This window comes from Xanthomonas cassavae CFBP 4642 (assembly GCF_000454545.1).
GTDB classification, from domain to species: domain Bacteria; phylum Pseudomonadota; class Gammaproteobacteria; order Xanthomonadales; family Xanthomonadaceae; genus Xanthomonas; species Xanthomonas cassavae.
This window is the reverse complement of the sequence record NZ_CM002139.1, coordinates 1510587-1535470: the sequence shown is the minus strand read 5'-3', so window position 1 is coordinate 1535470 and position 24884 is coordinate 1510587. Positions and strand designations below refer to the sequence as shown.

The 24884-nt window shown below is 66.9% G+C and carries 25 protein-coding genes and 2 other RNA genes; 16 read left to right on the top strand and 11 right to left on the bottom strand.

Annotated elements, in window-relative coordinates:
- Positions 1–2 precede the first annotated feature (2 nt).
- The 5 genes from pdxA (at position 3) to XCSCFBP4642_RS26575 (ending at position 3491) form a co-directional block, all read left to right on the top strand.
- Positions 3–974: a 4-hydroxythreonine-4-phosphate dehydrogenase PdxA gene (pdxA, locus tag XCSCFBP4642_RS0106720; RefSeq protein ID WP_029219133.1), complete on the top strand. Its 972-nt coding sequence runs from the start codon at positions 3–5 to the stop codon at positions 972–974.
- A 117-nt stretch (positions 975–1091) separates the two neighbouring features.
- The gene (gene rsmA / locus XCSCFBP4642_RS0106715) at positions 1092–1880 is read left to right on the top strand and encodes a 16S rRNA (adenine(1518)-N(6)/adenine(1519)-N(6))-dimethyltransferase RsmA (protein ID WP_029219132.1); all 789 of its coding nucleotides are present in this window, start codon (positions 1092–1094) and stop codon (positions 1878–1880) included.
- Positions 1881–1916: 36 nt separating this feature from the next.
- Positions 1917–2300 carry a Co2+/Mg2+ efflux protein ApaG gene (gene apaG / locus XCSCFBP4642_RS0106710; protein ID WP_029219131.1) on the top strand — a complete coding sequence of 128 codons (384 nt, stop codon included), beginning with the start codon at positions 1917–1919 and terminating at the stop codon, positions 2298–2300.
- 28 nt (positions 2301–2328) lie between these two features.
- On the top strand, positions 2329–3354 hold the full coding sequence (locus tag XCSCFBP4642_RS0106705) for a symmetrical bis(5'-nucleosyl)-tetraphosphatase (RefSeq protein WP_029219130.1): 1026 nt from the start codon (positions 2329–2331) through the stop codon (positions 3352–3354).
- 60 nt (positions 3355–3414) lie between these two features.
- Positions 3415–3491, top strand: a non-coding RNA gene (locus XCSCFBP4642_RS26575) — sX9 sRNA.
- A 29-nt stretch (positions 3492–3520) separates the two neighbouring features.
- On the opposite strand, the gene sfnG is transcribed toward XCSCFBP4642_RS26575, so the two are convergent.
- A complete protein-coding gene (gene sfnG / locus XCSCFBP4642_RS0106700) occupies positions 3521–4624 on the bottom strand; it encodes a dimethylsulfone monooxygenase SfnG (RefSeq protein ID WP_029219129.1) in 1104 nt (367 codons plus the stop codon).
- Between the two features lie 863 nt (positions 4625–5487).
- Here sfnG and msuE point away from each other — a divergent pair.
- From msuE to XCSCFBP4642_RS0106665, 7 genes are all read left to right on the top strand, one after another.
- A complete protein-coding gene (msuE, locus tag XCSCFBP4642_RS0106695; RefSeq protein WP_029219128.1) occupies positions 5488–6051 on the top strand; it encodes an FMN reductase in 564 nt (187 codons plus the stop codon).
- 47 nt (positions 6052–6098) lie between these two features.
- On the top strand, positions 6099–7262 hold the full coding sequence (gene ssuD / locus XCSCFBP4642_RS0106690) for an FMNH2-dependent alkanesulfonate monooxygenase (protein WP_029219127.1): 1164 nt from the start codon (positions 6099–6101) through the stop codon (positions 7260–7262).
- 11 nt (positions 7263–7273) lie between these two features.
- Positions 7274–8278, top strand: coding sequence for an aliphatic sulfonate ABC transporter substrate-binding protein (locus XCSCFBP4642_RS0106685; protein WP_029219126.1), 1005 nt, complete (start codon positions 7274–7276; stop codon positions 8276–8278).
- A gap of 8 nt (positions 8279–8286) precedes the next feature.
- A complete protein-coding gene (locus tag XCSCFBP4642_RS0106680; protein WP_029219125.1) occupies positions 8287–9141 on the top strand; it encodes an ABC transporter permease in 855 nt (284 codons plus the stop codon).
- Positions 9138–9893: an ABC transporter ATP-binding protein gene (locus XCSCFBP4642_RS0106675; protein ID WP_029219124.1), complete on the top strand. Its 756-nt coding sequence runs from the start codon at positions 9138–9140 to the stop codon at positions 9891–9893. Before XCSCFBP4642_RS0106680 ends, XCSCFBP4642_RS0106675 begins: the two co-directional genes overlap by 4 nt.
- Positions 9894–10004: 111 nt before the next feature.
- Positions 10005–11192, top strand: a complete 1188-nt coding sequence (locus XCSCFBP4642_RS0106670) for an acyl-CoA dehydrogenase family protein (RefSeq protein ID WP_029219123.1) — start codon at positions 10005–10007, stop codon at positions 11190–11192.
- Positions 11193–11281: 89 nt separating this feature from the next.
- A complete protein-coding gene (locus tag XCSCFBP4642_RS0106665) occupies positions 11282–12355 on the top strand; it encodes a sigma-54 interaction domain-containing protein (RefSeq protein ID WP_029219122.1) in 1074 nt (357 codons plus the stop codon).
- A 75-nt stretch (positions 12356–12430) separates the two neighbouring features.
- Here the strand turns inward: XCSCFBP4642_RS0106665 and XCSCFBP4642_RS0106660 are convergent, their stop codons facing one another.
- The 7 genes from XCSCFBP4642_RS0106660 to XCSCFBP4642_RS0106630 all read right to left on the bottom strand — a co-directional run bounded on the left by XCSCFBP4642_RS0106660 (position 12431) and on the right by XCSCFBP4642_RS0106630 (position 17363).
- Complete coding sequence (locus tag XCSCFBP4642_RS0106660) at positions 12431–12958, bottom strand: dihydrofolate reductase (protein ID WP_029219121.1); 528 nt, start codon at positions 12956–12958, stop codon at positions 12431–12433.
- Positions 12955–13749, bottom strand: a complete 795-nt coding sequence (locus XCSCFBP4642_RS0106655; RefSeq protein WP_029219120.1) for a thymidylate synthase — start codon at positions 13747–13749, stop codon at positions 12955–12957. Before XCSCFBP4642_RS0106655 ends, XCSCFBP4642_RS0106660 begins: the two co-directional genes overlap by 4 nt.
- Positions 13746–14636: a prolipoprotein diacylglyceryl transferase gene (gene lgt, locus XCSCFBP4642_RS0106650; protein ID WP_029219119.1), complete on the bottom strand. Its 891-nt coding sequence runs from the start codon at positions 14634–14636 to the stop codon at positions 13746–13748. The genes XCSCFBP4642_RS0106655 and lgt overlap by 4 nt, the downstream gene beginning before the upstream one ends.
- Positions 14637–14689: 53 nt before the next feature.
- On the bottom strand, positions 14690–15181 hold the full coding sequence (locus XCSCFBP4642_RS0106645) for a TPM domain-containing protein (RefSeq protein ID WP_029219118.1): 492 nt from the start codon (positions 15179–15181) through the stop codon (positions 14690–14692).
- Positions 15181–16074, bottom strand: a complete 894-nt coding sequence (locus tag XCSCFBP4642_RS0106640; protein ID WP_029219117.1) for a TPM domain-containing protein — start codon at positions 16072–16074, stop codon at positions 15181–15183. Before XCSCFBP4642_RS0106640 ends, XCSCFBP4642_RS0106645 begins: the two co-directional genes overlap by 1 nt.
- Positions 16075–16268: 194 nt before the next feature.
- Entirely contained in the window at positions 16269–16895 is a 627-nt protein-coding gene (locus tag XCSCFBP4642_RS0106635; protein WP_029219116.1) for a LemA family protein, read from the bottom strand.
- 87 nt (positions 16896–16982) lie between these two features.
- A complete protein-coding gene (locus XCSCFBP4642_RS0106630; RefSeq protein WP_029219115.1) occupies positions 16983–17363 on the bottom strand; it encodes a diacylglycerol kinase in 381 nt (126 codons plus the stop codon).
- Positions 17364–17545: 182 nt separating this feature from the next.
- Between XCSCFBP4642_RS0106630 and XCSCFBP4642_RS0106625 the strand changes: the two genes are divergently transcribed.
- Both XCSCFBP4642_RS0106625 and XCSCFBP4642_RS26570 read left to right on the top strand, forming a co-directional pair.
- Entirely contained in the window at positions 17546–18241 is a 696-nt protein-coding gene (locus XCSCFBP4642_RS0106625) for an SGNH/GDSL hydrolase family protein (RefSeq protein ID WP_029219114.1), read from the top strand.
- A gap of 70 nt (positions 18242–18311) precedes the next feature.
- Positions 18312–18388, top strand: a non-coding RNA gene (locus XCSCFBP4642_RS26570) — sX9 sRNA.
- 342 nt (positions 18389–18730) lie between these two features.
- On the opposite strand, the gene XCSCFBP4642_RS0106620 is transcribed toward XCSCFBP4642_RS26570, so the two are convergent.
- From XCSCFBP4642_RS0106620 to XCSCFBP4642_RS0106610, 3 genes are all read right to left on the bottom strand, one after another.
- A complete protein-coding gene (locus tag XCSCFBP4642_RS0106620; protein ID WP_029219113.1) occupies positions 18731–20002 on the bottom strand; it encodes a sensor histidine kinase in 1272 nt (423 codons plus the stop codon).
- Positions 20003–20159: 157 nt separating this feature from the next.
- Positions 20160–20873 carry a response regulator transcription factor gene (locus XCSCFBP4642_RS0106615; RefSeq protein ID WP_005408123.1) on the bottom strand — a complete coding sequence of 238 codons (714 nt, stop codon included), beginning with the start codon at positions 20871–20873 and terminating at the stop codon, positions 20160–20162.
- Positions 20874–20961: 88 nt separating this feature from the next.
- Complete coding sequence (locus XCSCFBP4642_RS0106610; protein WP_029219112.1) at positions 20962–21630, bottom strand: arylesterase; 669 nt, start codon at positions 21628–21630, stop codon at positions 20962–20964.
- A gap of 109 nt (positions 21631–21739) precedes the next feature.
- On the opposite strand from XCSCFBP4642_RS0106610, the gene XCSCFBP4642_RS0106605 reads away from it, so the two are divergent.
- Together XCSCFBP4642_RS0106605 and XCSCFBP4642_RS0106600 are read left to right on the top strand one after the other, a co-directional pair.
- Positions 21740–22342 carry an ABC transporter ATP-binding protein gene (locus XCSCFBP4642_RS0106605; RefSeq protein ID WP_029219111.1) on the top strand — a complete coding sequence of 201 codons (603 nt, stop codon included), beginning with the start codon at positions 21740–21742 and terminating at the stop codon, positions 22340–22342.
- On the top strand, positions 22339–24822 hold the full coding sequence (locus tag XCSCFBP4642_RS0106600; RefSeq protein WP_029219110.1) for an ABC transporter permease: 2484 nt from the start codon (positions 22339–22341) through the stop codon (positions 24820–24822). The genes XCSCFBP4642_RS0106605 and XCSCFBP4642_RS0106600 overlap by 4 nt, the downstream gene beginning before the upstream one ends.
- Positions 24823–24884: the final 62 nt, after the last annotated feature.

Here is a 24884-nt window from a genome sequence, read left to right as displayed (position 1 = left end):
TCATGCGGGTCCCGTCGCTCGCGCTGGTGCCGGGCGAGCCGGCCGGGATCGGGCCCGAGCTGTGCGTCCGGCTTGCCCAACGGCCGCGCTCGGACGCAGATCTGATCGCCTATGCCGATCCGGATACCTTGCACAGCGCCGCGCAGGCGCTGTCGTTGTCTGTGCGGCTGCTCGATCCCGACCAGCCCGCACGGGCACCCGGCGACCTGCCGCTGTTCCCGGTTCGCCAGGCCAACCCGACCCGCTTCGGCACCCCTGACCCGGCCAATGCCGCGGCGGTGATCGCCGGCCTGCGCACCGCTGCCGGCGACTGCCTGGCCGGCCGTCTGCAGGGCATCGTGACCGGACCGGTGCACAAGGCGGTCATCAACGCCGGCGGCATCGCCTACACCGGCACCACCGAGTTGCTGGCCGAGCAGGCTGGCTGCCCGGTGGTGATGATGCTGGCCAACCACATCGTGCGCGTCGCCCTGGTCACCACCCATCTGCCGTTGCGCGCGGTGGCCGATGCGCTTACCGCCCCAGCGCTGGCGCAGTGCCTGCGCATCACCCACGCCGCGCTCCAGCGCGACTTCGGCCTGCCTGCGCCACGTATCGCCGTGCTCGGGCTCAACCCGCATGCGGGCGAGGACGGCCATCTGGGTCGCGAGGAACTGGACGTCATCATTCCGCTGCTGGAGCAGTTACGCGGCGAAGGCATTCAGCTGATTGGCCCGTTGCCGGCAGATACCGCGTTCCTGCCGCAGAAACTGAGCGGCTTCGATGCGGTGGTGGCGATGTACCACGATCAGGGCCTGCCGGTGCTCAAGTACAGCGGCTTCGAACAGGCGGTCAACATCACCCTGGGCTTGCCCTACCCCCGCGTGGCAGTGGACCATGGCACCGCGCTGGAACTGGCTGGGCGCGGCATTGCCGACCCGTCCAGCCTGATGGCGGCAACCGCGCTGTGCGCACGGCTGGCGGCGCGCGGCTGAGCGAGCCGCGCGGCGCGACGCCACAGCGGTGGCGCGCGGCCTGACCAGCCCTTCGCCGCACGCCGCACAGCTGGCACCGGCACCGCGTGCGGCCGCCGGCTCCGTTAAACTGCGCGGATGAATTCTTCCTTCAGCGCACCGGCCAAGAAGTCGCTCGGCCAGCACTTTCTTGCCGACCGGTATTACATCGACCGGATCGTCCAGGCGGTGGACCCGCGCGCCGGCCAGCACCTGGTCGAAATCGGCCCCGGCCAGGGTGCCATCACCTTCCCGCTGCTGCGCAGGCACGGCGCATTGACCGTGATCGAGTTCGATCGCGATCTGATCGCCCCGTTGACCGAGACCGCCGCGCCGATTGGCGAACTGAGCATCATCCACCGCGACGTGCTCAGCGTGGACTTCACCGCGCTGGCCAATGGCCGCCCGATCCGCCTGGTCGGCAACCTGCCCTACAACATTTCCTCGCCGATCCTGTTCCATGCGCTGGACCATGCCAGCGCCGTGGCCGACATGCACTTCATGCTGCAAAAGGAAGTGGTCGACCGCATGGCCGCCGGCCCGGGCAGCAAGGTGTATGGCCGGCTCAGCGTGATGTTGCAGGCCTACTGCGAGGTCACCGCGCTGTTCGTGGTGCCGCCGGGCGCGTTCCGGCCGCCCCCCAAGGTGGACTCGGCCGTGGTGCGGCTGGTGCCGCGCGACCCGGCCACGGTGACGATCAACGACCGCCGCCGCTTTGCCGATGTGGTGCGCGCCGGTTTCGGGCAGCGTCGCAAGACCTTGCGCAATGCCTTGTCCACCGTCTGCGAACCCGCGCATTTTGACGCCGCAGGCGTGCGTCCGGACGCCCGCGCCGAACAACTCGAGGTGGCCGATTTCATCCGGCTGGCCAATGTCCAGCTGGCTTGAGCGCCGCTCCCACACCGGTTTATCTAGAATTTTCGCATGTACGATGATCCACGCTATCGGGTCGAGGTCGAGGTGTCGCCACGCTTCCTTGCCCAGCAATCGACCCCGGAAGAAGGCCGCTATGCCTTCGCCTACAGCATCCGCATCCACAACGCCGGTGCCGTGCCTGCGCGCCTGATCGCCCGCCACTGGACCATCACCGACGCCAACGGCCGCACCGAGCAGGTCGATGGCGAAGGCGTGGTCGGCGAGCAGCCCTGGCTACGCCCGGGCGAAGCGTTTCTTTACACCTCCGGCGTGCTGCTGGAGACCGAGCAGGGCCAGATGCAAGGCCACTACGACATGGTGGCCGACGATGGCACCGAATTCACCGCCCCGATCGCCGCCTTCGTGCTGAGCGTACCCAGGACGCTGCACTGATGACTGCTGGACTGATGGAGCGCACGCGATGAGCGTCTGGGCAATTGGCGACCTGCAAGGATGCTACGACATTACCCAGCGATTGCTGGAAAAGATCAATTTCGACCCGGTACAGGACACGCTGTGGTTCTGCGGCGACCTGGTCAACCGCGGCGGGCAATCGCTGGAAACGCTGCGGCTGGTGCATTCGCTGCGCGCGCACAGCGTGGTGGTGCTGGGCAACCATGACCTGTCGCTGCTGGCGATCGGCGCGCGCTCGGAAGAGGAGCAGCGCAAGGTCAATGCGGACCTGCAGCGCATCGTGCTGGCCGAGGACCGCGACGTGCTGCTGGACTGGCTGCGCATGCAGAAACTGGCACACGTGGACCGCACGCTGGGCTGGATGATGATCCATGCCGGGCTGGCACCGAAGTGGACCACGCAGATGGCCGAGAAGCACGCGCGCGAAGTCGAGCAGCAATTGCAGGGCGGCGGCTACCGCAAGCTGCTGCGCAATATGTACGGCGACCAGCCCGGCTGGTCGCCGTGCCTGAGCGGCTACGAACGCAGTCGCGCCATCATCAATCTGTTCACACGCATGCGCTATTGCACTCCGCGCGGGCGGATCGCCACCGAAGACAAGGGCACGCCGGGCACGCAGGCACAGGGGCTGTACCCATGGTTCGAAGTCCCGGGCCGGGTCGAGCGCGATCTGAAGATCGTCTGCGGCCACTGGTCGGCGCTGGGACTGACGATTACCCAGGGCGTGCATGCCATCGATACCGGCGCGGTCTGGGGCGGCAAGCTCACTGCGCTGCAGCTGGACACCGACGAACTGCGTGTGGTGCAGGTCCCGGGACGTGCAGTCACCGCCCCGGCCACAGCGGCCGCGCACGCCCCCCGACGTCCGCGCGAAGGCCAGGGCCGCCAACGCGGCCGCGGCCGAGGACGTGGCGGAAACGGCGGTGGCGGTGCAGCTGTCGGCGGTGGCGCCAATGGCAAGGGCGGCGCCGCGCCCACTGCCGGTGAGCCCGGCGCCGCTACGGCAGGCCCAACCGGCCCGGCAGCCGAGTAAGCGCGACTCACAAGCGACTGCGCCGCCGCCAGGCAGGCACGCACGGCGCTCGGAAGCGGCATGGGCCACTCTTGCGTTCCGGTTCCGATCGCGCCGTCCACATCCAACTGGCCACTGCCCGCTACGGGCTGTCAGCCGCTTCAAGCCGGCAGCGTGGCGGCGCCGATCAGGCCAGCGCCGACTCCGCGCGCTGCGCCTCCAGCGCGCGTACGCGCGGCAGCACTTCGCGTCCGAAATATTCCACCTCTTCGATAAAGTGCAGGAAGCCGCACAGCACCAGATCCACGCCCACGTCCTGCAGGGCGAGGATGCGTTCGGCGATCTGCTGCGGCGTGCCGATCAGGTTGGTGCGGAAACCGTCGTTGTATTGCACCAGGTCCTCGAAGGTGGAAGTGGCCCAATTGCCCTCGCCCTCCGGCGACGCGTGGCCGGCCTGCCGCGCGGCATCGGCGAACGCCTTGACCGCGTCGACATGCGCATGCGCGATGATTTCCTGCAGCACCGCCTGGGCCTCCTGCTCGGTCTCTCGCGCGATCACGAAGGCGTTGACGCCCACGCGAACGGTATGCCCATTGGCGGCCGCCTTGGTCTGCAGGTCCTGAATCTGCACGCGTAACTGCTCGGGCGTGTTGCCATTGGTGAAATACCAGTCCGACACGCTGGCCGCGTTGTCGCGCGCCGCGCGCGAACTGCCTCCTTGAAATATCTCAGGATGCGGCTTCTGCAGCGGCTTGGGGCTGAGGGTGTAGTTGTTGAAACGGTAGAAATCGCCATGGAAGCTGAAAGCGTCCTGGGTCCAGATCCCCTTCAGTACCTGGATGAATTCCCGGGAGCGCCGATAGCGTTCGTCGTGTTCCAGCCACGGCTCGCCGATGGCAACGAACTCGCCCTTGAACCAGCCGCTGACCACATTGATCGCGATGCGCCCGTTGCTGATGTGGTCGATGGTGGCGATCTGCTTGGCCACCACCGCCGGTGTCCAGGGACCGGGCAGGATGGCCGCCAATACCTTCAGGCGTGAGGTGGCATGCAGCAAGGCCTGACTGAATGACACCGACTCATGCTGATGTTCGGCGCCATAGCCGGCGGTAAAACGGATCTGGGTCAGCGCGTAATCGAAGCCGGCGTGCTCGGCGGCCTGCGCAAGCCGCACGTTGTACTCCAGGCTCCAGTCGGTGCGCTGCTCGATCGTGCTGACAACCAGCCCGCCGCTGACGTTGGGAACCCAGTAGGCAAAGGTCAGCGGCACGGCATTGGACGAATGGCTCATTGGAAACTCCTGCAAGGATCAGGGATGGACCTCAGGAAAGACGGTGCTGCCCGGCAAGCTGCTTGCGACCGATCTCCTTCACGATTGTCATGCGCGTATTGCGCAGTGCGACTGCAGTGCACGCATGCGCGTCACCGCATCGCAGACAACGCACATCGCGTGCCATGCTTATCCCCGCGCGATATATCCAGATTCCCATTCTGCGCTCCATACCCCGCCGGCGACGATTGCGTGCCTTGGGAGAACCGCGATTGCGCCGCGACTGATCCAACGCAGCGCGGCGACGCAATCTATGGCGCCACGCAAACGCAGTGCATCTGCGCGATAGCACGCTGATATCGGCGATCTGCGCACGGCCGTGCGTGTTGATTCGAACGGGCACCCAATCTTGAAAGTCTCACCATCGATGCCGCGCGCACGGCCACACCACGAGCACCAACATGTATTGAACGAACAACCGCACTCGCGTGATTCGCAATGCACACCGTCCCAACTGAACATACCGCTCCAGAAAAACGCACAATCTGTTGATCCATTGCTTCCCTGCAAACAGTTCTGCCGCGCTTATCTCTGCGCGCTCTATGCTCATGCCCGCCACACCATGAGACTCGCGAAGAAAACCACTTGAAACCGGCTGTTTTCTGCAATTTCATTAGCTCATTCTCAAATCTGCTGAGCGCATGTCATTCCCGATGGTGCTTTGCCATTGCACTGCATCGCGCCATGCAGTCAGATGCAATTCCCCGTGACTGACACGTCGACGCGCGTTGCTTCCGCGTTTTATGTCGCTGCAGCAACAGCAAGCATGTCTGGATGGCACGACGTTTGCATGACAGCTCGACACGCCCCTACAGGAATCTCGCATGCGCACTCCGTTGAATGTCGTTGCCGTCTCCGGCAGCACCTCGCGCCCTTCGCGCAGCCTGGCCCTGGCCGAGGCCACCCTGGCCGAGCTGGCACAGCACCTGGCCATCAGGCCCAGCATCCTCCAGCTCGGCGAGATCGCGCGGCCGCTGGGCGCAGCGCAATGGCGCAGCGACGTCGACGCAACCACAGAACAGGCCTTGCGCCAGATCGAAACGGCACACCTGCTACTGGTCGTCGCACCGGTGTATCGCGGTTCGTATCCAGGCTTGCTCAAGCATCTGTTCGATCTGATCGACATGCACGCATTGATCGATACGCCGGTGCTGCTGGCCGCCACCGGCGGCAGCGAACGGCACGCGCTGGTGATCGATCACCAGCTGCGGCCGTTGTTCGCATTTTTCCAGGCACTGACATTGCCGATCGGCATCTATGCCAGCGAAAGCGATTTCCACGATGACCAGGTGGCCGCTCCGGCGCTGCGCCAGCGCATCGTGCTGGCCGCCGAACGCGCTGCCGGTGTGTTGGGCGTGCGCCCCGATGCGCGGCTGCGTATTGCCTGATCCGGTTCGCCGGCGCGAGCCCGGCAGTCCACCTCAAGGAGATCGCGATGGAGATGTTCTGGTTCATTCCCACCCACGGCGATAGCCGCTATCTGGGTACCAGCGAGGGCGCGCGCCAGGTCAGTGCCGACTACGTGACCCAGGTGGCCGTAGCGGCGGACACGCTGGGCTATGAAGGGGTGCTGATTCCCACCGGGCGCTCCTGCGAAGACCCGTGGGTGATCGCGTCCAGCCTGATCAATGCCACGCGCCAACTGAAGTTTCTGGTGGCGCTGCGCCCCGGGCTGATGGCGCCCGCACTGGCCGCGCGCATGGCGGCCAGCTTCGACCGGCTCTCCGGCGGGCGCCTGCTGGTCAATCTGGTCACCGGCGGCGACCGCGGTGAGCTGGAAGGCGATGGCGTGTTTCTCGATCACGCCGACCGTTACGACGCCTCGGCCGAATTCATCCGGATCTGGCGCGAGATCATCCGCCACAGCCACGACAGCCAGAGCTACGACTTCGATGGCAAGCATCTGCAGGTGAAGGCGGCGCAACTGCTGTATCCCACCGTGCAACGGCCGTATCCACCCGTGTGGTTTGGCGGCTCGTCCGATGCGGCGCACGATCTGGCCGCCGAACAGGTGGACACCTACCTCACCTGGGGCGAGCCGCCGGCCGCGGTGGCGCAGAAGATCGCCACCGTCCGCAGCAAGGCTGCGGCACTCGGGCGCACCTTGCGCTTCGGCATCCGCCTGCATGTCATCGTGCGCGAAACCGACACGCAGGCCTGGGCCGCGGCCGATGCGCTGATCCGCCATCTCGACGACGACACCGTGGAGCGCGCACAGCGCGCCTTCGCGCGCATGGACTCGGTCGGCCAGCGGCGCATGGCAGCCTTGCATGGGCGTGGCCAGGGCCGCACGCGCGCCGATCTGGAGGTCAGCCCCAACCTGTGGGCCGGGGTCGGCCTGGTCCGCGGCGGGGCCGGCACCGCCCTGGTCGGCAGTCCGCAGACAGTGGTGCAGCGGATCGAGGAATACGCCGCGCTCGGCATCGACACCTTCATCTTCTCCGGCTATCCGCATCTGGAAGAGGCCTATCGCTTTGCCGAACTGGTCTTCCCACTGCTGCCACGTGCGCGCCGGCAGCAATTGCCCGGGCAACCGCTGAGCGGCCCCTTCGGCGAAGTCATCGCCAACACCATCGTGCCACGCGCCTCGGCGCGCTGAGAGGAGCCCCCATGAAACGACGCAACCTGCTCAAACTCGGAACGCTGGCCGGAGTCGCGCTCGGTGCCCCGCCGCTGTTGTCCAGCGCGGCGGATACACCGCGCAGGATTGCCGTCCCCGAACGCCTGCGCATGGATTACGCCTACTACTCGCCCACCTCGCTGGTGCTCAAGCGCTTCGGCTGGCTGGAAGCAGCGCTCAAGCCGCAGGGCACCGAGGTCACCTGGGTGTTATCGGCCGGCAGCAATCGCGCACTGGAGTATCTGGCCGGCAACAGCATCGATTTCGGCAGCACCGCCGGCCTGGCCGCGCTGCTGGGGCGCGCCAACGGCAATCCGGTCAAGGCGGTCTATGTGTCCTCGCACCCGGAATGGGTCGCCCTGGTCGTCGGCAAGCAATCGAAGATCCAGCGCGTGGCCGAACTCAAGGGCAAGCGGGTGGCCGCCACCAAGGGTACCGATGCGTACCTGTTCCTGCTGCGTGCGCTGCGCGAAGTCGGCTTGCACCGGGACGATGTCGACATCGTCCATCTGCAGCATCCGGATGGGCGTATTGCACTGGAGCGCGGCAATGTCGATGCCTGGGCCGGACTGGACCCGCATATGGCCGCCAGCCAGCTCGAGGCCGGCTCGCGGCTGCTCTATCGCAACGTCGCCTTCAATTCGTACGGCTTCTTGAATACCAGCGAAAAATTCGCTGCCGCCTACCCCGAGCAGATTCCACTGGTGCTGCAGGCCTATGAAAAGGCGCGTCGTTGGGCAATCACGCATCCGGACGCCTTGGCCAGCCTGATCGCCGAGCAGGCACGTCTTTCGGTGCCGGTGGCGCAACTGCAGTTGCAGCGCACCGATCTCAGCCGGCCGTTGATCGGCGCCGAGCAACTGGCGGCCTTGCGCAGCGCCGCGCCGGTCTTGCTCGAAGAAGGCCTGGTGCGACCGGGAACCGACCTGCCCCAGGTACTGGGCGCATTGATCGATCCACGCTATGCCACGCGCGCACGCGTGGCGCAGGGATGACCGCCACGATGAATCAGATCTCGCTTCGCCTGTCGCGCGCCCTGCCATCCTCCATGCGCCTGCGGCGGCGCTGGCGGCTGCCTGCCGGCAGCCTGGGCCTGGTGCTGCCGGTCGGCTTCTTCGCAGCATTGGAAGTGTGCTCGGCGTTGGGGTGGACGCCACGCTACTTGCTGCCGCCTCCCAGCCAGATCCTGACCACGCTGGCAGACGAAGCCGGCCGGGGACTGGCCGGCCATCTGGGCGCCAGCGTGCTGCGGGTGCTGGTGGGCTTTGCGCTGAGTGTCGGTCTGGGACTGGCGATCGGCATCGGCGTCGGCTTGAATCGCTGGCTGGAGCGCTTGCTGGATCCCAGCTTCCAGGCGCTGCGCGCGGTGCCCAGCCTGGCCTGGGTGCCGTTGTTGTTGCTATGGATGGGCATCGATGAAGCGCCGAAGATCACCTTGATCGCGATCGGTGCGTTCTTCCCGATGTATCTGGGCGTGGCCAATGGCCTGCGCCAGGTCGACCGCACGCTGATCGAGCTGGGCGAGACCTATGGCCTGTCCCGGGTGCGCATGGTGCAACGGATCCTGCTGCCGGCCGCGCTGCCATCCATCTTCACCGGGCTGCGTACCAGCCTGAGCCTGGCCTGGATGTTTCTGGTGGCCGCCGAACTGATCGCAGCCACGCGCGGGCTGGGTTATCTGCTGAGCGACGGGCGCGAGACCTCGCGGCCGGACATCGTCATTGCCGCCATCGTGTTGCTGGCCCTGCTCGGCAAGCTCAGCGACAGCGTGCTCAAGGCACTGGAAACCCGCACGCTGCACTGGCGCGACAACCTGCAGAACCGCCGCGCCCACCCACACGCGGCGCACGCGGCATGAGTGCCGGCCTGCAGATCCGGGTGGCGAACAAACGCTTCGGTGCACGCAGCGTGTTGCAGGACATCGAGCTGCGCGTGGCACCGGGCGAAATCCTGAGCCTGATCGGACCCAGCGGTTGCGGCAAGAGCACCTTGTTACGCATCGTCGCCGGCCTGGAGCGCGACTACGGCGGCGAGGTAGTGCTGGACGGCAGCCGCGTGCAGGGGGTCGACCGCCGTATCGGCTTCATCTTCCAGGAGCCGCGCCTGCTGCCCTGGCTGGACGTGGCGGCCAATGTCGCCTTCGCCGACGACACTGGCGTTTCGCCGGCGGCAGCGCGGCAATCGCCGCGCGTGCAGCAGTTGCTGGCCGAGGTCGGCCTGCTCGACCACGCGCAGGCGCTGCCCAAGCAACTCTCCGGCGGCCAGGCGCAGCGGGTGGCCCTGGCGCGGGGCTTGTACCGGCAACCGCAGGTGCTGTTGCTGGACGAACCCTTCAGCGCGGTGGATGCCTTCACCCGCATCCGGCTGCAGGAGCTGCTGCTGCGCCTGGCCGGCGAGCACGGCTTCACCGTGCTGCTGGTGACGCACGATATCGAGGAAGCGGTGTACCTGAGCGACCGCGTCCTCGTGATCGGCGGCCAGCCCGGTTCCATCGTGCATGCGCAGGCGCTGGACACGCCGCGGCCACGCGATCGCAACGCGCATGAGGCGGCGCTGCGTGAGGCGCGCCAGGAGCTGCTGGCCGCGCTGCACGACATCCATGCAGTGTAGGCATGGGCAGTTGCATGCAGACACACAGCACTGCCAACCGGCATGCACCTGCGGCGCCTGTCCCCGCCGTGCATCGATCATCTCCCTGCGACCCGAACGAGGCTATCGCGCATGACCAGCCAGCAACTGCAACCCACCGTGTTGAACCCGCTGCACACGGCCCGGCGTCTGGCCAGCGACTTCGCTGCCACGGCGATCGAACGCGATGCGCGTGGCGGCACCCCAAAGGCAGAACGCGATGCATTGCGTGCCAGCGGCCTGCTGGGCTTGAGCATCCCGGTGCAGTACGGCGGTCTTGGCGCCAGCTGGAGCGAGGTGCTGACCATCGTGCGCGAATTCGCCAGGGCCGACAGTTCGATCGCGCACGTCTTCGGCTTCCATCACCTGATGCTGGCCACGGTGCGGCTGTTCGGCCAGCCGGCGCAATGGCAGCCCTGGCTGGAGCAGACCGCGCGCAAGCAGTGGTTCTGGGGCAATGCGCTCAATCCCCTGGATACGCGCACCATCGCCGTGCACTACGAGGGCTGGCGCGAATTTTCCGGCAAGAAGAGTTTTTGTTCCGGCGCTCTCGACTCGCAGATGCTGATCGCCTCCGCACTGGACGAACGCAGCGGCAAGCTGTTGATCGGCGCAGTCCCCACCGCACGCAGCGGCATCACGCTCGGCCACGATTGGGACAACATCGGCCAACGCCAGACCGACAGCGGCAGCACCACCTTCGAGCGCGTACGGGTAGAAGAAAACGAGCTGCTGCTGGATCCAGGCCCGCTGAGCACGCCATTGGCGTGCCTGCGTCCGCTGCTTGCGCAACTGCTGTTTGCGCATGTCTTCCTCGGCATTGCCGAAGGCGCATTCGAAGAGGCGCGCAGCTACACCTCGACCGAAACGCGGCCCTGGCATCGGTCCGGAGTCGAGCGGGCCAGCGACGATCCCTACATCCTGGCCCATTACGGCGAGTTCTGGCTGGGGCTGGAAAGCGCGCGCCTGCTGGCCGGGCGCGCCGCCGATCTGCTCGACGCCGCCTGGCGCAAGGAACACGCGCTCACCGGCGACGAACGCGCGCAGGTGGCCCTGGCAATCGCCGCCGCCAAGGTCGCCACCACGCGTGTGGGGCTGGATGTCAGCAGCAAACTGTTCGATGTCACCGGCGCGCGCGCCACCCATGCAGCGCTGCGTCTGGACCGTTACTGGCGCAATCTGCGTACCCACACCCTGCACGATCCGGTCGACTACAAGGTGCGCGAACTCGGCGAATGGGCGCTACGGCGGCAGCCTCCCACGCCCAGCTTCTACTCATGAATCGCCGTGGCGGCGTTGGCACCACAGCGAGTTCGCCCGCGCATCTCGGTGCTGCGTTGCTCCCTCTTCTCCCACTTCGCATCCGGCCCATGTCCGATTTTCGCCTGTTGACCCTGCCTTCGGTGCCACAACGCGTCGCTGCCGGCAACGGCAGGACCGCCGCTGCGCACGTGTTCGAAGACCCGGCATCGCAGGCGTTGCTGACGCACCTGGAACGCGTGGCGCCCAGCGAAGCCAGCGTGCTGATCATTGGCGAGTCCGGCACCGGCAAGGAGTTGGTGGCACGCCATCTCCATACCCTCAGCGCGCGTGCGCAGCATCCGTTCGTGGCCGTCAATTGCGGGGCCTTCAGCGAATCGCTGGTGGACGCGGAATTGTTCGGGCATGAGAAAGGCGCATTCACCGGCGCGCTCAGCGCCAAGGCCGGCTGGTTCGAGGAAGCCAATGGCGGCACCCTGTTTCTCGACGAGATCGGCGATCTGCCGATGCCGATCCAGGTCAAGCTGTTGCGCGTGTTGCAGGAGCGCGAAGTGGTGCGCCTGGGCTCGCGCCGCAGTGTTCCGATCGATGTCAGGGTGCTGGCTGCAACCAACGTGCCGCTGGACCAGGCCATCGGCCAGGGGCAGTTCCGCCAGGACCTGTTCTACCGGCTCAACGTAGTGGGCGTGGAACTCAAGCCGCTGCGCGAACGGCCCGGCGACATTCCGCCGTTGATCCGCCATTTCGTGCAGATCTACAGCCAGCGCCTGGGCCATGGCCAGGTGACGATCAGCCCGGAGGCCGAGCAGCGCCTGGTGCAGCACCCGTGGCCGGGCAATATCCGCGAACTGGAAAATGTCATCCACCATACCTTGCTGATCCACCGCGACGCTGTGGTGCGCGCCGACGATATCCGGCTGTCGCAGCTGCGCTTGCCCACCCAGTCCACCAACGAGACGCAGCCCGATGCTGCGGCCCTGCTCGCACGCGCCTTCGACAGCTTGTTCGAAAGCAACGACGGCGCGCTGCATGCCACCGTCGAAGCGCAGCTGTTACGCGCTGCCTACCGGCATTGCCACCATAACCAGGTCAGGACCGCTGCGTTGCTCGGACTGAGCCGCAACATCGTGCGTGCGCGCCTGATCGAACTGGGCGAGCTGGTGGTAAACAAGCGTACCGAGTGAGGCGCCGGGCAAACCACGGTTGCCGCGCTGCCTTGCACTGTGGCCTGGCAAGTTCGCCAACCAGGGTCCGGCGACTCAGCGGCGCCGATAATCCACGTAAGAAAATGCAAACGCGTGGCGCGCATCGGCTGCATGTTCTTCGCGCTGCACCGCCACCCACACCGCCGGATCGATCGGCGGATAGTGCGTATCGGCATATTCGACCGCAGTGTCCACCTCGGTGACAGCCAACAGATCGGCGCGTTCCATCGTCAGCCGATAGACCTCGCCACCACCGATCACGCACAGCTCCTGCGCACCAGCGTGTTCGGCACACTCCAGCGCCTGCTCCACCGACGCCACCGCCTGCATGCCGGCAAAGGGCACCTGTCCGGACCGCGTCAGCACCAGGTTCAGACGCCCCGGCAGTGCACGCCCCAGCGATTGCGCCGTCTTGCGCCCCATCAGGATCGGCTTGCCCAGCGTCAGCGCCTTGAAACGCTTGAGATCATCCGGAAGCTTCCACGGCAAATCGTTGTCGCGACCGATGGCGTTGTTGCGGTCGAAGGCGACGATCAGAGTGATGGAGAGCCGGGAGCGGGGACCCGGGTCCCGGCCATTCATACCGCCACCGGCGCCTTGATCGCCGGATGCGGGTCATAGCCGTCGATGGCGATGTCTTCGAAGCGGAACGCGAACAGGTCGGTCACTTGCGGATTCAGGCGCAGGGTCGGCAACGCGCGCGGGGTGCGGGCCAGCTGTTCGCGCGCCTGGTCGAAGTGGTTCGCATACAGATGCGCATCGCCCAGCGTGTGCACGAAATCGCCCACGCCCAGGCCGGTGGCCTGCGCCACCATGTGCGTGAGCAACGCATAACTGGCGATGTTGAACGGAACACCCAGGAAGATGTCGCCGCTGCGTTGGTACAGCTGGCAGCTGAGCTTGCCGTCGACCACATAGAACTGGAACAGGCTATGGCAGGGCATCAGCGCCATCTGCGGCAGCTCGCCTACGTTCCAGGCGCTGATCACTAGCCGACGCGAGTCCGGGTTGCGCTTGATTTCGTCCACCAGCCACTGCATCTGGTCGATCTCGACGCCGTCCTGGCCGGTCCAGCGCCGCCACTGCTTGCCGTACACCGGGCCGAGATCGCCATTGGCGTCGGCCCATTCGTCCCAGATGCGGATCTGGTTGTCCTTCAAATACCCGATATTGGTGTCGCCCTGCAGGAACCACAGCAGCTCGTGGACGATCGAGCGCAGGTGCAGTTTCTTGGTGGTGACCAGCGGAAACCCGGCAGTAAGGTCGAAGCGCATCTGCCAGCCAAACACGCTGCGCGTGCCGGTGCCGGTGCGGTCGGACTTCTCGGCGCCGTGCTCCAGCACATGCTGCAGCAGGTCCAGGTACGGCTTCACTTGGCCGCCTCCACGGTGACGGCAGCCGGCAGCACCGGCTGCAACACCGGGGCGCGGCGCGACATCGCCAGCAGCACCAGCCCCACGGCGATCAGCGGCAGGCTCAGAATCTGACCCATGGTCAGCCAGTTGAAGGCCAGGTAGCCGATCGGCGCATCCGGCACCCGCACGAATTCCACGATGAAGCGGAACACGCCGTACAGCAACGCAAACACGCCCGACACCGCATAGCGGGCGCGCGGCTTCATCGAGAATGCCCACAGCACCACGAACATCACCACGCCTTCCAACGCCGCTTCATACAACTGCGATGGATGACGCGCGAACCGATCCAGCGCCCCGGTGGCGTATTGCGCCTGGATCTGTGCTGGCGCGATGTCGGCCAGCTCCGGTGCATGCGGAAAGAGCACGCCCCAACCGGCCTGGGTGAACTTGCCCCACAGCTCGCCGCCGACAAAATTGCCGAGCCTCCCGAACCCGAGGCCCAGCGGAACCAGCGGCGCGACAAAATCCATCACGTCTAAGAAGTGCAGGCAATGGCGGCGCGCCCACAGCCAGCAGGCGAACAGCACGCCGAGCAGGCCACCGTGGAAGCTCATGCCGCCCTCCCACACCTTGAACAGGATCAGCGGGTTCGCCAGGAAGGTGTCGAACGCATAGAACAGCATGTAGCCGATACGCCCGCCCAGCACCACACCGAGCATGCCGTAGAACAGCAGGTCGGAGAAACCGTCCATGTCCACGCCCGGCAAGCGGCCGCGCAGGATGCGCGAGCGCCCCAGCGCCCAGGCCGAGAAGAAGGCGGCCAGGTACATCAAGCCATACCAGTGCACCTGCACCGGGCCAAGCGAGAAGGCGATGGGGTCGATGGCGTGCAGATAGATCATGCGGACCGCGGATCACGTAGAGCGAGGCGGCTATTCTGACACCTCGGGCGCCCTCAGCCTAAACGCTGTGGCCGGTTGGGCAGCTCGTCTTCATGCGGGGTGTCCGCGCCGCGCGGGAAGTGGGCGACCAGCAGCTCGGTCACCGCCTCGATGCCTGCCAGTACCGCCACCTCGTACTGCTCCTCGCGCAGGAACTGCTGCATGCGCCGGCACACCTCGGCCCATTGGGCATCCGGCACCCGGCGACGCAGGCCACGGTCGGCCACCACTTCGATGGCGTGGTCGGCCAGCAGCAGATAGATCAGCACGCCGTTGTTGGCCTCCGTATCCCAGGTGCGCAGCTGCGCGAAGGCCTGTTCGGCGCTGTGCCGTGCGCTGTACCGGCGCCACAGCGCGGCGAGCGGCAGGTCCGCCTCGACCGCCACCATGATCTGCCCGGTGTGGCTGCGCTCGCTGTCGGCCACCGCTGCGGCGATCGTCTCCATGCAGGACGCTGGAAATCTGCGTTGCGCCGAGGGCGCGAAGACATGCCTGAGCCACCGCATTACCAGCTCCCCGAGGCGCCACCGCCTCCCGATGATCCGCCACCGCCGCCCCAGCCGCCGCCGCCAAAACCACCGCGGCCACCGCCCCCGAATCCTCCAAAGCCACCGCCACCCCAACCACCGCCGCCGACAAAGCGCCCCGGCGACCCCGAGGCCAGCCCGGCCAGCAACCCGATGACTGCGGCACCGGCGCTGGCCAGCAGCAGGGACGTGAACAGCAACGCCGCGCCACCGGCCGCAATGGCGGTCAATACCGCGCGCACCGGGCGTGGCAAGGCGCCCAGGATGCCGCGCGCCACCATCGCGACCACGAAGCCGATGAACAGCGCCATGATCCAGCCACCGCCGCCGGCGCCCCGACCGGCACCGCCCTGGTGCCCGCTGACCGGCAGTGGCAGCGCTTGGCCCTCGATCAGGCCAGCCAGCGTTGCAGTGGCGTCGCCGATACCGCCGCCGTAGTCGCCCTCGCGGAAGCGCGGCGCCAGGTATTCCTGGATGACGCGATTGGCCACGATATCGGGGATGGCACCTTCCAGGCCGTAGCCGGGCTGGATGCGCACGCGGCGGTCATCCGTGGCCACCAGCAGCAGCACGCCATCGTCGACGCCCTTGCGCCCGATCTTCCAGGCGTCGAAAACGCGCTGGGTGTATTGCTCGATCGTCTCCGGTTGCGTGCTCGGCACGATCAGGATCTGCAACTGCGCACCCTTGCGCTGCTGCAACGCCAGCGCCTGTTGCTCCAGCTGCTGGATCTGCGCGGCATCCAGGGTGCCGGTGACATCGACCACCGGCGAACGCAGCGGCGGAATGGCCGCCAGCTCCTGCGCCAGCAGCGACGCCGGCAGCAACAGCAACGCCACCATCCACACCATTCCCAACAACGTTCGCCGCATTGCCAACTCCTACCGGATGCGTACTGACATTCAGTCTTTCCCTTCTCCCACCGGGACATTGTCCTCCTTCATGGGGGAGAAGGTGCCCCGAAGGCGGATGAGGGTGCGAGCGAAGCCACGTGCCGTTGGAAAACACAGAAGCTTCGCGCCATAGCCTCACCCCAACCCCTCTCCCGAGGGGAGCGGGCTGCTGATTACTGCGCAGGCTGCGATGCAGGCTGTTGCTGCGGTGCAGGCTGATTAACGAAGTCCACCTGCGGCGCGCGCGAGATCTGCGCTTCGTTTTCCACGCTGAAATTCGGCTTGGGCTGATATCCGAAAATCTTGGCCGTCACCACCTGCGGAAACGAGCGGATATAGGTGTTGTAGTCCTGCACGGTCTGGATGTAACGACCGCGCGCCACGGTAATGCGGTTCTCGGTACCTTCCAGCTGCACCTGCAGATCGCGGAAGGATTGGTCGGACTTCAGCTGCGGATAGTTCTCGCTGACCACCAGCAAGCGCGACAACGCACTGCCCAGCTCCCCCTGCGCCTGCTGGAACTGCTTGAGCGATGCGTCATCGTCGGCATTGACCCGGATCTGCCCCACGCGTGCACGCGCGTTGGTCACTTCGGTCAGCACCTGACGTTCCTGCTGCGCATATCCCTGCACGGTGCGCACCAGGTTGGGAATCAGGTCGGCGCGGCGCTGATATTGGTTGAGCACTTCCGACCAACCCGCCTTCACTCCCTCCTCTTTCTGCTGGATGGTGTTGTAGCCGCAGCCGGACAGGCCGACGGTCAGGATCAGCAACACCAGGGCGCGCATCAGGACAGACATGCAGGCGATTCCGTTGAAAGAGGGCAGCAGCATGCCACGCGCCAGGTCAAGCCCGCATGCACGCGCCGGCGACTGACAACGAGCCACTCAGAACACGCGCGGCAGCAGCACCAGCCCCCAGCACAGCAGCACGTTGAGCAACAGCAGGAACACCGCTGCAGAGCCCATGTCCTTGGCGCGGCCGGCCAGCACGTGATGCTCAGGGCCATAGCGTTCGATCACCGCTTCGATGGCGGAATTCAGCAGCTCGGCCGCCAGCACGATCAACAACGGAGCGATCAACGCGATGCGCTCCAGCGGCGTCTGTCCCAGCCACACGCCCAGTGGCGCCATCACCGCCGCCAGGCAGACTTCGAGCCGGAACGAAGATTCGTGCAGCCATGCCGCGCGCAGGCCTTGCCACGACCAGATCGCCGCCTTGAGCATGCGGCGCGGGCCGCGCGGCACGTGCCCCAGTTGATCGGCCATGCGTCAGGACGTCCGGCCGCAAGGGCGGATCTGGGGACAGGAAGAACGCATGGCGTGGTCGCTGCTGGGGAAGGTGCGCATCTTGCACCGTGACGCGGCGCATCGCCAGCCACCGCCCGGTTTGCCCTCAGCTTGCGGACTGCTGCACCATGCCAGGCCCGTTCCATCGTTGCAGGATTCTTATGCTCCCACATCGCTTACGCGCACTGCTGTGCGCGCTTGTGCTGGTCTCCAGCCAGGCCATCGCCCAGGCTCCGCACGCCGCGCCCGTGATCCCTGCGCAGGTTTCCAACGCGGCCTGGGAGCAGGACATGCAGCGCTTCGCCGCCAGCGATGCGCGCCAGCCGCCACCCAAATACGGCATCGTGTTCGTCGGCAGTTCTTCGATCCGCTTCTGGGACACGCTGGCCAGGGACTTTCCCGGCAAGCCGGTGATCAACCGTGGCTTTGGCGGCTCGGAGGTGCGCGACAGCACCTGGTACGCCGACCGCATCGTGATTCCCTACGCGCCGCGCCAAGTGGTGCTATATGCCGGCGACAACGATCTCAACAGCGGACGCACGCCCGAGCAGGTGCGCGACGACGTGGTGGCCTTCGTCACGCGCATCCGCCGCGACTTGCCGGACACCCGCATCAGCTATCTGTCGATCAAGCCCAGCCCCTCGCGCGCGCAACTGCTGCCGTCGGTCATTGCCGCCAATCGCCTGATCAAGGATGCCCTGGCGGCGGTTCCGCGAACCGATTACGTGGATGTCTATGCACCGATGCTCGATGCCAGCGGCAAGCCACGGCCGCAGCTGTTCCGCGAGGACATGCTGCACATGACCGCCGACGGTTATGCGCTGTGGCGCAAGGTGGTGGCACCGCTACTGGAGTGAATGCTTAAGAGCAGCCAGCAAACCTACTGCGCTCACCGTCAGGCGGGCGCGGCCGGTGTTCGAAATCCTCATGTACCACGGGTACCTTCCGGTTCCTCCGCGACGTCCGCACCCACCTGATGACCGCTCGCTACGGTTTTGGTAGCCGCTCCAAGGCGCCAGATGGATCGACCCGGCGCAGCGTTGCCGGATCGCCCACGCTGCGCGGGTTGCGGCGACACGCTTGGGTGGCCGTCTTCAGCCTTGCCAATGCAGCTGCCGCTGCGGAAATCGCGCAGGACGCTTCGCTGCGCAGTGGGCAGCGTCGAGGCGTTCAATCTCGTTGGTGCAGTACGTGCCGTCGCACGCGCACGGCACATGGGCATCCACCGTGCGACTGGTACACACGCACTCGCCAACGCATCACCCGAATTCAGGCAGGCAGCGGCACCGTTGCGTGCGGCTCCGAAGCGACCCACCGATCTCTGCAGCAACCGACAGCAGCCAGCCTCAAGCCACCACCACCGCCACCGACGTGCCCACGCCCGCCTCGCTCTCCAACTCGATGCGCCAGCCGAAGCGGTCGCACAGCCGGCGCACGATCGACAGCCCAAGCCCGGTGCCCTGCGGGCGTGTGGGGTCGGCGCGGAAGAATGGTTCGAAGGCACGTGCACGGGCTTCGTCACTCATGCCGATGCCGGTATCGCGCACCACGATCCGGTCCTGGGTGACCTCCATCTCGATGCTGCCGGTGTCGGTATAGGCACAGGCGTTGCGCAGCAGGTTGCTCAGCACCACCCGCATCACCCGCGGCGGCGCGAACATCTGCAGGCGACGGTCGCCGACCATGTGCAGCGTCACCGGCTTGTCGCCCAGCAGTTCGCGCGCACTTTCGACCTCCTCGCTGGCCAGTTCGGCCACATCGAAGGTTTCGCTCTGCGGGTCGATCTCCGCTTCGCGGGCCAGGATCAGGAACGCGTCGATCACCGCTTCCATATCGCGGCCGGCGCGCTGGATCCGGCGCAGGCTGCGCTGGGTAAGTTGCGACAGATCGTCATCGGCCAGGGTCATGTCGCTGGCCACCCGGATCACCGTCAGCGGCGTGCGCAGCTCATGGCTGGCATCGCGGGTGAAGTTGCGTTCGCGCGCCACATGTTCGCTGACCCGTTGCCCCAGCGCGTGCAGCGCAAGCGCCAACTGCCGGGTTTCGCCCTGCAACTCCGCCGGCAGGCGCTCCGGCGCCAGTTCGTCCACATCCGGGTTGCGCGGATCCCACTGTGACACGCGCCGTGCCAGCCAGCTGATCGGCGACACCAGGCGTTTGGAGACCCGGTAGGTGAACCACGAGACGCCGTAGATTCCCAGCAGCACGATGATGGCCGGCACGATACCGAACCACAGCGCCAGATGCGCCGCGCGCGCGCGCGGGAACACCAGATACAGGCGGCCTTCCGGGCGTTGGTCCACATAGACCAGCGCATCGGCGGCGGCAACTTCACTGAAGCCCGGCGACAGGCGCCGCAGCGCAGCGGGCACCGCATCGGCCGCAGTTCCGGCCGGCGAGAAATAGCCCTGGATATTGCGCGTGTTCGGCGGCCGGTTGTCCGGCGCGCTCCTGTGCAACTGCCAGAAATGCACGGCCTCGTCGGCGAGCACGGTGCGCACCAGGCTGTGCTTGATGACAAAAGAGATCAGGTACCCGCCCAGCACGATCGCCAGGCTTCCCAGCGCAACCTGCAACAGGAAGGCAAGACGTATTTTTCGCGGGAGCCCGTGTGGCATTGCTGCATCCAGGAGAGAGCGCCGGATTATAGCCAACGCTTCCGTGATTCCGTCGTGCAGCCAGTCAGCGGCACGGGAGAGCGGGCGGCGCGGGGGCGCCTGCAGGAGCGGCCGGCCACCTGACGGCGGCCGGCCGGAACATCAGGTCATCGGAGGATCAGGTCATCGGCTGGGCGATGTCGGCAATGCGGTAGCCGGCACTCTGCACGGTGTGCAGCAGCGGACGGTCGAACGGCTTGTCGATGATCTTGCGCAGGTTGTACAGATGGCTGCGCAGGGTGTCCGAATCCGGCAAGCCATTGCCCCAGATCTCGCGCTCGATTTCCTGGCGTGTCACCACGCGCGGCGATTCGCGCATCAGGATGGTCAGCAGGCGCAGGCCGATCGGCGAAAGCTGCAGCTCGGTGCCGGCACGGGTGGCGCGCATGCTCACCGGGTCCAGCACCAGGTCGGCGACCTTGAGCACTTCCGAGCCCACCTGGCGACGCTCGCGGCGGATCAGGGCACGCAGACGCGCTTCCAGTTCCTGGATCGCGAACGGCTTGGTCAGGTAATCGTCGGCGCCGAAGCCCAGGCCGGTGAGCTTGTCGTCCAGCGTGTCGCGGGCGGTCAGCATCAGCACCGGGGTGGACTTGCGTGCGTCGTTACGCAGGCGGCGACACACTTCGATGCCGTCCAGACGTGGCAGCATGAGGTCCAGCACGACCACGTCGTAACTGTTTTCGGCGGCCAGACGGTAGCCGTCCAGTCCGTCCTGGGCGTAGTCGACCTCAAAGCCACGGCCTTCCAGGTATTCGCCGATCATTTCGGAGATATTGCGGTTGTCTTCCACGACCAGCACGAGGCCGGACGTTTCCTTGGTCTGACGCATGGACTTTCCTCGGTCTTCAGCTTTGTGAAACATGCCGGATTGCGGGTGCAAGTAACGTGAAGGCCGAATAACGTTTCATCTCATCCGATCAATGCCCCAGCAACGGGCGCAGTGCCGGCCACACCGTCTCCAGCACCTTGGGCTGGGCGGCCGCGGTCGGGTGCAGGCCATCGGCCTGCATCAGGCCCTGCTGCAACGCCACCTTTTCAAGAAAGAACGGCACCAGGGCCGTGTCGTACTGCCTGGCCAGATCTGCATAGGTCGCCTTCAGGCGCTCGCGGTAGGCCGGACCGTAATTGGGCGGCACGTCGATGCCCAGCAGCAGCACCTTGGCACCGGACGCCTGGCTGAGCTTGATCATCTTCTCCAGATTGCCCTTCAGCTGGGCCGGAGTCAGCCCGCGCAGCGCATCGTTGCCGCCCAGCTCGATCACCACCACGCCCGGTGCGTGCTTCTGCAGCAGGCCGGGCAGCCGGGTCAACGCGCCGGACGTGGTCTCGCCGCTGATGCTGGCATTGACGACCGCCGGTGGCGTCGCCATGTCACGCTTCAGGCGCTGGTCCAGCAGGGTCACCCAACCGGACTGCACCGGGATGTTGTGCGCAGCGCTCAGGCTGTCGCCCACCACCAGGATCGGTGCAGCAGTCGCCGGACTTTTGGCAGAGGCAATCCCCGGCGCAAGCAGGGAGAGTGTCAGCAGCCACAGGACCAGCGCGCCATATCGCAGTGTTCTTTCACGCATTCGGAGATTCCTCATCGACAGCCTGGCCCCCCGCTCCAGCACCCGCACCGCCATCGACGTTCGCGAGGTCGGCAAATCCGTCAGTGGCCCGGAGGGAACGCTCCACATCCTCGACAACATCAGCTTGACGGTCAGTGAAGGCGACAGTATCGCGATTGTTGGCGCCTCCGGTTCCGGCAAGACCACCCTGCTTGGCCTGCTGGCCGGGCTGGACCTGCCCAGCCGCGGCAGCATCGCACTGGCCGGCCAGGACCTGGGCCAGCTGGACGAGGAAGCGCGCGCTGCGCTGCGCGCGCGCGAAGTGGGCTTCGTGTTCCAGAGCTTCCACCTGCTGCCGGCGCTGACCGCCGAAGAGAACATCGCACTGCCGCTGGAGCTGGCCGGGCGCGAAGACCCGGCGCGGGTGCGCGAGGTGCTGGAGGCGGTGGGCCTGAGCGCGCGTGCGCGGCACTACCCGCGCCAGTTGTCCGGCGGCGAGCAGCAGCGCGTGGCGCTGGCGCGTGCCTTCGTGGCGCGCCCGCGCATCCTGTTCGCGGACGAACCCACCGGCAGCCTGGACCAGGCCACCGGCGCGCAGATCAGCGACCTGCTGTTCGCGCTCAATGCCACCAGCGACACCACCCTGGTGCTGGTCACCCACGACATGACCCTGGCGCAGCGCTGCCGGCACATCTACCGCATCGACGGCGGCCGCCTGCACGCGCAAGCGTCCGGCGGGGCGGCATGAACGTCGTTAAGCAGGCGGCGCGCGCGGTACGCCGCGAATTCCTGGCCGGCGACCTGCTGACCGTGTTCGCCGCATTGGTGCTGGGCGTGGCGGTGATGACTGCCGTCGGCACGTTGGTGGACCGGGTGACGCTGGCGCTGACTTCCAGCGCGGCCGAGGTACTCGGTGGCGACCTTGGCGTGACCGGACGCCAGGAGATTCCGGCCGACTTCGCCGCCGAAGCGCAGCGCCGCGGGCTGCAGAGTACGCGCATGGTCAGCTTTCCGAGCGTGCTGTTCCATCACGACGCCAGCCAGATGGCCAATATCCGTGGCGTGGGCGCCGGCTATCCGCTGCGCGGGCAGCTGCTGGTGTCCAGGGACGGCCGCGGGAGCGAAGGCTCGCCGGCCACTGCGCCGCCCCCCGGACAGGCCTATGCCGACCCGCGCCTGCTGGAGGCGCTGGGCCTGCGGGTAGGCGAACAGCTCGAGTTCGGCGCCGGCCATCTCACCATCACCGGCGTGCTGCGCGCCGAACCGGATGCGTCCGGCGAGCTGATGCAGTTGTCGCCGCCGCTGCTGGTCAATCGCGCCGACATCGAAGGTGCCGGTCTGCTCGGGCCCGGCAGCCGCGCCTCCTACCGGCTGATGTTCGCCGGTGCGCCGGATGCCATCGCCGACCTGCGCGCCTGGCTCAAGCCGCGCGCCAGCGAATACCGCCTGGTCGGTATCGAAGACACCCAGCGCGGCATGCGCGCGGCGTTCGACCGTGCCGGGCGCTTCCTGGCCTTGTCGGCCTTGCTCGCCGTGCTGCTGTCGGGCGTGGCGACCGCGCTGGCGGCCAACCGCTTTGCGCTGCGGCGCATCGACACCGTGGCGGTGCTGCGTTGCCTGGGCGCGAAGCAGCGCGACATTTTGGCGATGCTGTCGCTGCAATTGCTGTTGACCGCGATTCCGGCCTGCCTGGTCGGCATCGGCCTGGGCATGCTGGCGCAGGAAGGCCTGGTACAGGCGCTGGGCAGTCTGATACCGAACCGGCTGCCGTTGCCGCAGGCCACCCCGGCCCTGGCGGGCGCAGGGATCGGCCTGGTTCTGTTGCTGGGCTTCGGCCTGCCACCGCTGCTGCGGCTGCGCAACGTGCCGCCGATGCGGGTGCTCAACCGCAGCTTTGCCGCGGTGCCGCCGAGTTCGTTGCTGGTCTACGGCGCTGCGCTGGCCGCAACCCTGGCGCTCACCGTCTACGCCACCGGCAACCTGGTGCTGGCGGGCTGGGTGCTGGGCGGCCTGGCCGCGCTGGCGCTGGTGGCGATGCTGCTCGGACTGGGCCTGCTGGCCCTGCTGCGGCCGATCCAGCACCGCCTGCGCGGCGCCTGGAAACTGGGCCTGGCCTCGCTCACCCGCCGGCGCGGCCTGAGCGTGGTGCAGCTGGTCGGCCTGTCGCTGTCGCTGTGCGCGCTGTTGCTGCTGGCGGTGGTCGGCCCCGGCCTGCTCGGCCAATGGCGCGAGCGCCTGCCGGCAGATACCCCGAACTATTTCCTGATGAACATCCAGCCCGAGCAGACCGAGCCGGTGCTGCAGACGCTGCGCGGATTGGGCGTCGACGGCGCTGCGGTGGAGCCGTTCTCCACCGGACGCCTGGTCGCCATCAACGACAAACCGCCGGTGCGCGGCGACCGCGATCCGGCCGACGATGGCGATGGCGACAACCGCCCGGTCAATTTCTCCTGGCGGCATGCGTTTCCGCCAGCCAATACACTGCTGCAGGGCACGTTCTGGAGCGCCGACAGCACCGCTGCCGAAGCCTCGGTGGAAGAAGGCTGGGCGCAGCGCTATCAGCTCAAGCTCGGCGACCGCATCACCCTGCTGCTGGGCGAGCAGCAGCGCAGCTTCACCGTCACCAGCATCCGCAAGGCCGATTGGGATTCGTTCCGGGTCAACTTCTTCCTGCTGCTCAATGAAGGCGCGGTGGGCGATGCGCCGTACAACCTGATTTCCGCCTTCCACCTGCCGCCCGGCAGTGCGCCCAAGCTGGCCTCGCTGAGCCGCGACTACCCCAACATCTCGGTGCTGGATATCGATGCCATCCTGGGCCGGGTGCGCGAGGTGATCGACCAGGTGGCACAGGCCGTACAGCTGGTGATGGGCTTCAGCCTGCTGGCCGGGGTGCTGGTGCTGCTGGCGGCCTTGCAGGCCACTGCCGGCGAGCGCCGTTACGACAGCGCCGTGCTGCGCACGCTGGGTGCACGCCGCGGGCAGTTGCGCGGTGCGGTGCTGGTGGAGTTCGGTGCGCTGGGGCTGCTGGCAGCCGGCCTTGCGGTGACTGCGGCGGCGGTGATCGGCGCAGTGGTGGGCCAGCAAGCCTTCGAGATCGCACTGGCACCGGACTGGCCGCGCCTGCTGCAGGGCGGCGCCTTCGGATTGGCGCTGAGCCTGCTTGCCGGCTGGTCCGGCACCCGGCGTATCCTGTCCACGCCGCCGGCATTGGCGCTGCGTACCGAGTGAGCAGGCAGCGCTGGAGTTGGCGTTCACATGCTTGCCACCGCCCTGGAGTGCCGCGCGGCATT

Coding starts and splice junctions, on each gene's coding strand:
- pdxA (WP_029219133.1), top strand. CDS start 3: ATGCGGGTCCCGTCGCTCGCGCTGGTGCCGGGCGAGCCGGCCGGGATC.
- rsmA (WP_029219132.1), top strand. CDS start 1,092: ATGAATTCTTCCTTCAGCGCACCGGCCAAGAAGTCGCTCGGCCAGCAC.
- apaG (WP_029219131.1), top strand. CDS start 1,917: ATGTACGATGATCCACGCTATCGGGTCGAGGTCGAGGTGTCGCCACGC.
- XCSCFBP4642_RS0106705 (WP_029219130.1), top strand. CDS start 2,329: ATGAGCGTCTGGGCAATTGGCGACCTGCAAGGATGCTACGACATTACC.
- sfnG (WP_029219129.1), bottom strand. CDS start 4,624: ATGAGCCATTCGTCCAATGCCGTGCCGCTGACCTTTGCCTACTGGGTT.
- msuE (WP_029219128.1), top strand. CDS start 5,488: ATGCGCACTCCGTTGAATGTCGTTGCCGTCTCCGGCAGCACCTCGCGC.
- ssuD (WP_029219127.1), top strand. CDS start 6,099: ATGGAGATGTTCTGGTTCATTCCCACCCACGGCGATAGCCGCTATCTG.
- XCSCFBP4642_RS0106685 (WP_029219126.1), top strand. CDS start 7,274: ATGAAACGACGCAACCTGCTCAAACTCGGAACGCTGGCCGGAGTCGCG.
- XCSCFBP4642_RS0106680 (WP_029219125.1), top strand. CDS start 8,287: ATGAATCAGATCTCGCTTCGCCTGTCGCGCGCCCTGCCATCCTCCATG.
- XCSCFBP4642_RS0106675 (WP_029219124.1), top strand. CDS start 9,138: ATGAGTGCCGGCCTGCAGATCCGGGTGGCGAACAAACGCTTCGGTGCA.
- XCSCFBP4642_RS0106670 (WP_029219123.1), top strand. CDS start 10,005: ATGACCAGCCAGCAACTGCAACCCACCGTGTTGAACCCGCTGCACACG.
- XCSCFBP4642_RS0106665 (WP_029219122.1), top strand. CDS start 11,282: ATGTCCGATTTTCGCCTGTTGACCCTGCCTTCGGTGCCACAACGCGTC.
- XCSCFBP4642_RS0106660 (WP_029219121.1), bottom strand. CDS start 12,958: ATGAATGGCCGGGACCCGGGTCCCCGCTCCCGGCTCTCCATCACTCTG.
- lgt (WP_029219119.1), bottom strand. CDS start 14,636: ATGATCTATCTGCACGCCATCGACCCCATCGCCTTCTCGCTTGGCCCG.
- XCSCFBP4642_RS0106645 (WP_029219118.1), bottom strand. CDS start 15,181: ATGCGGTGGCTCAGGCATGTCTTCGCGCCCTCGGCGCAACGCAGATTT.
- XCSCFBP4642_RS0106640 (WP_029219117.1), bottom strand. CDS start 16,074: ATGCGGCGAACGTTGTTGGGAATGGTGTGGATGGTGGCGTTGCTGTTG.
- XCSCFBP4642_RS0106635 (WP_029219116.1), bottom strand. CDS start 16,895: ATGTCTGTCCTGATGCGCGCCCTGGTGTTGCTGATCCTGACCGTCGGC.
- XCSCFBP4642_RS0106630 (WP_029219115.1), bottom strand. CDS start 17,363: ATGGCCGATCAACTGGGGCACGTGCCGCGCGGCCCGCGCCGCATGCTC.
- XCSCFBP4642_RS0106625 (WP_029219114.1), top strand. CDS start 17,546: ATGCTCCCACATCGCTTACGCGCACTGCTGTGCGCGCTTGTGCTGGTC.
- XCSCFBP4642_RS0106620 (WP_029219113.1), bottom strand. CDS start 20,002: ATGCCACACGGGCTCCCGCGAAAAATACGTCTTGCCTTCCTGTTGCAG.
- XCSCFBP4642_RS0106615 (WP_005408123.1), bottom strand. CDS start 20,873: ATGCGTCAGACCAAGGAAACGTCCGGCCTCGTGCTGGTCGTGGAAGAC.
- XCSCFBP4642_RS0106610 (WP_029219112.1), bottom strand. CDS start 21,630: ATGAGGAATCTCCGAATGCGTGAAAGAACACTGCGATATGGCGCGCTG.
- XCSCFBP4642_RS0106600 (WP_029219110.1), top strand. CDS start 22,339: ATGAACGTCGTTAAGCAGGCGGCGCGCGCGGTACGCCGCGAATTCCTG.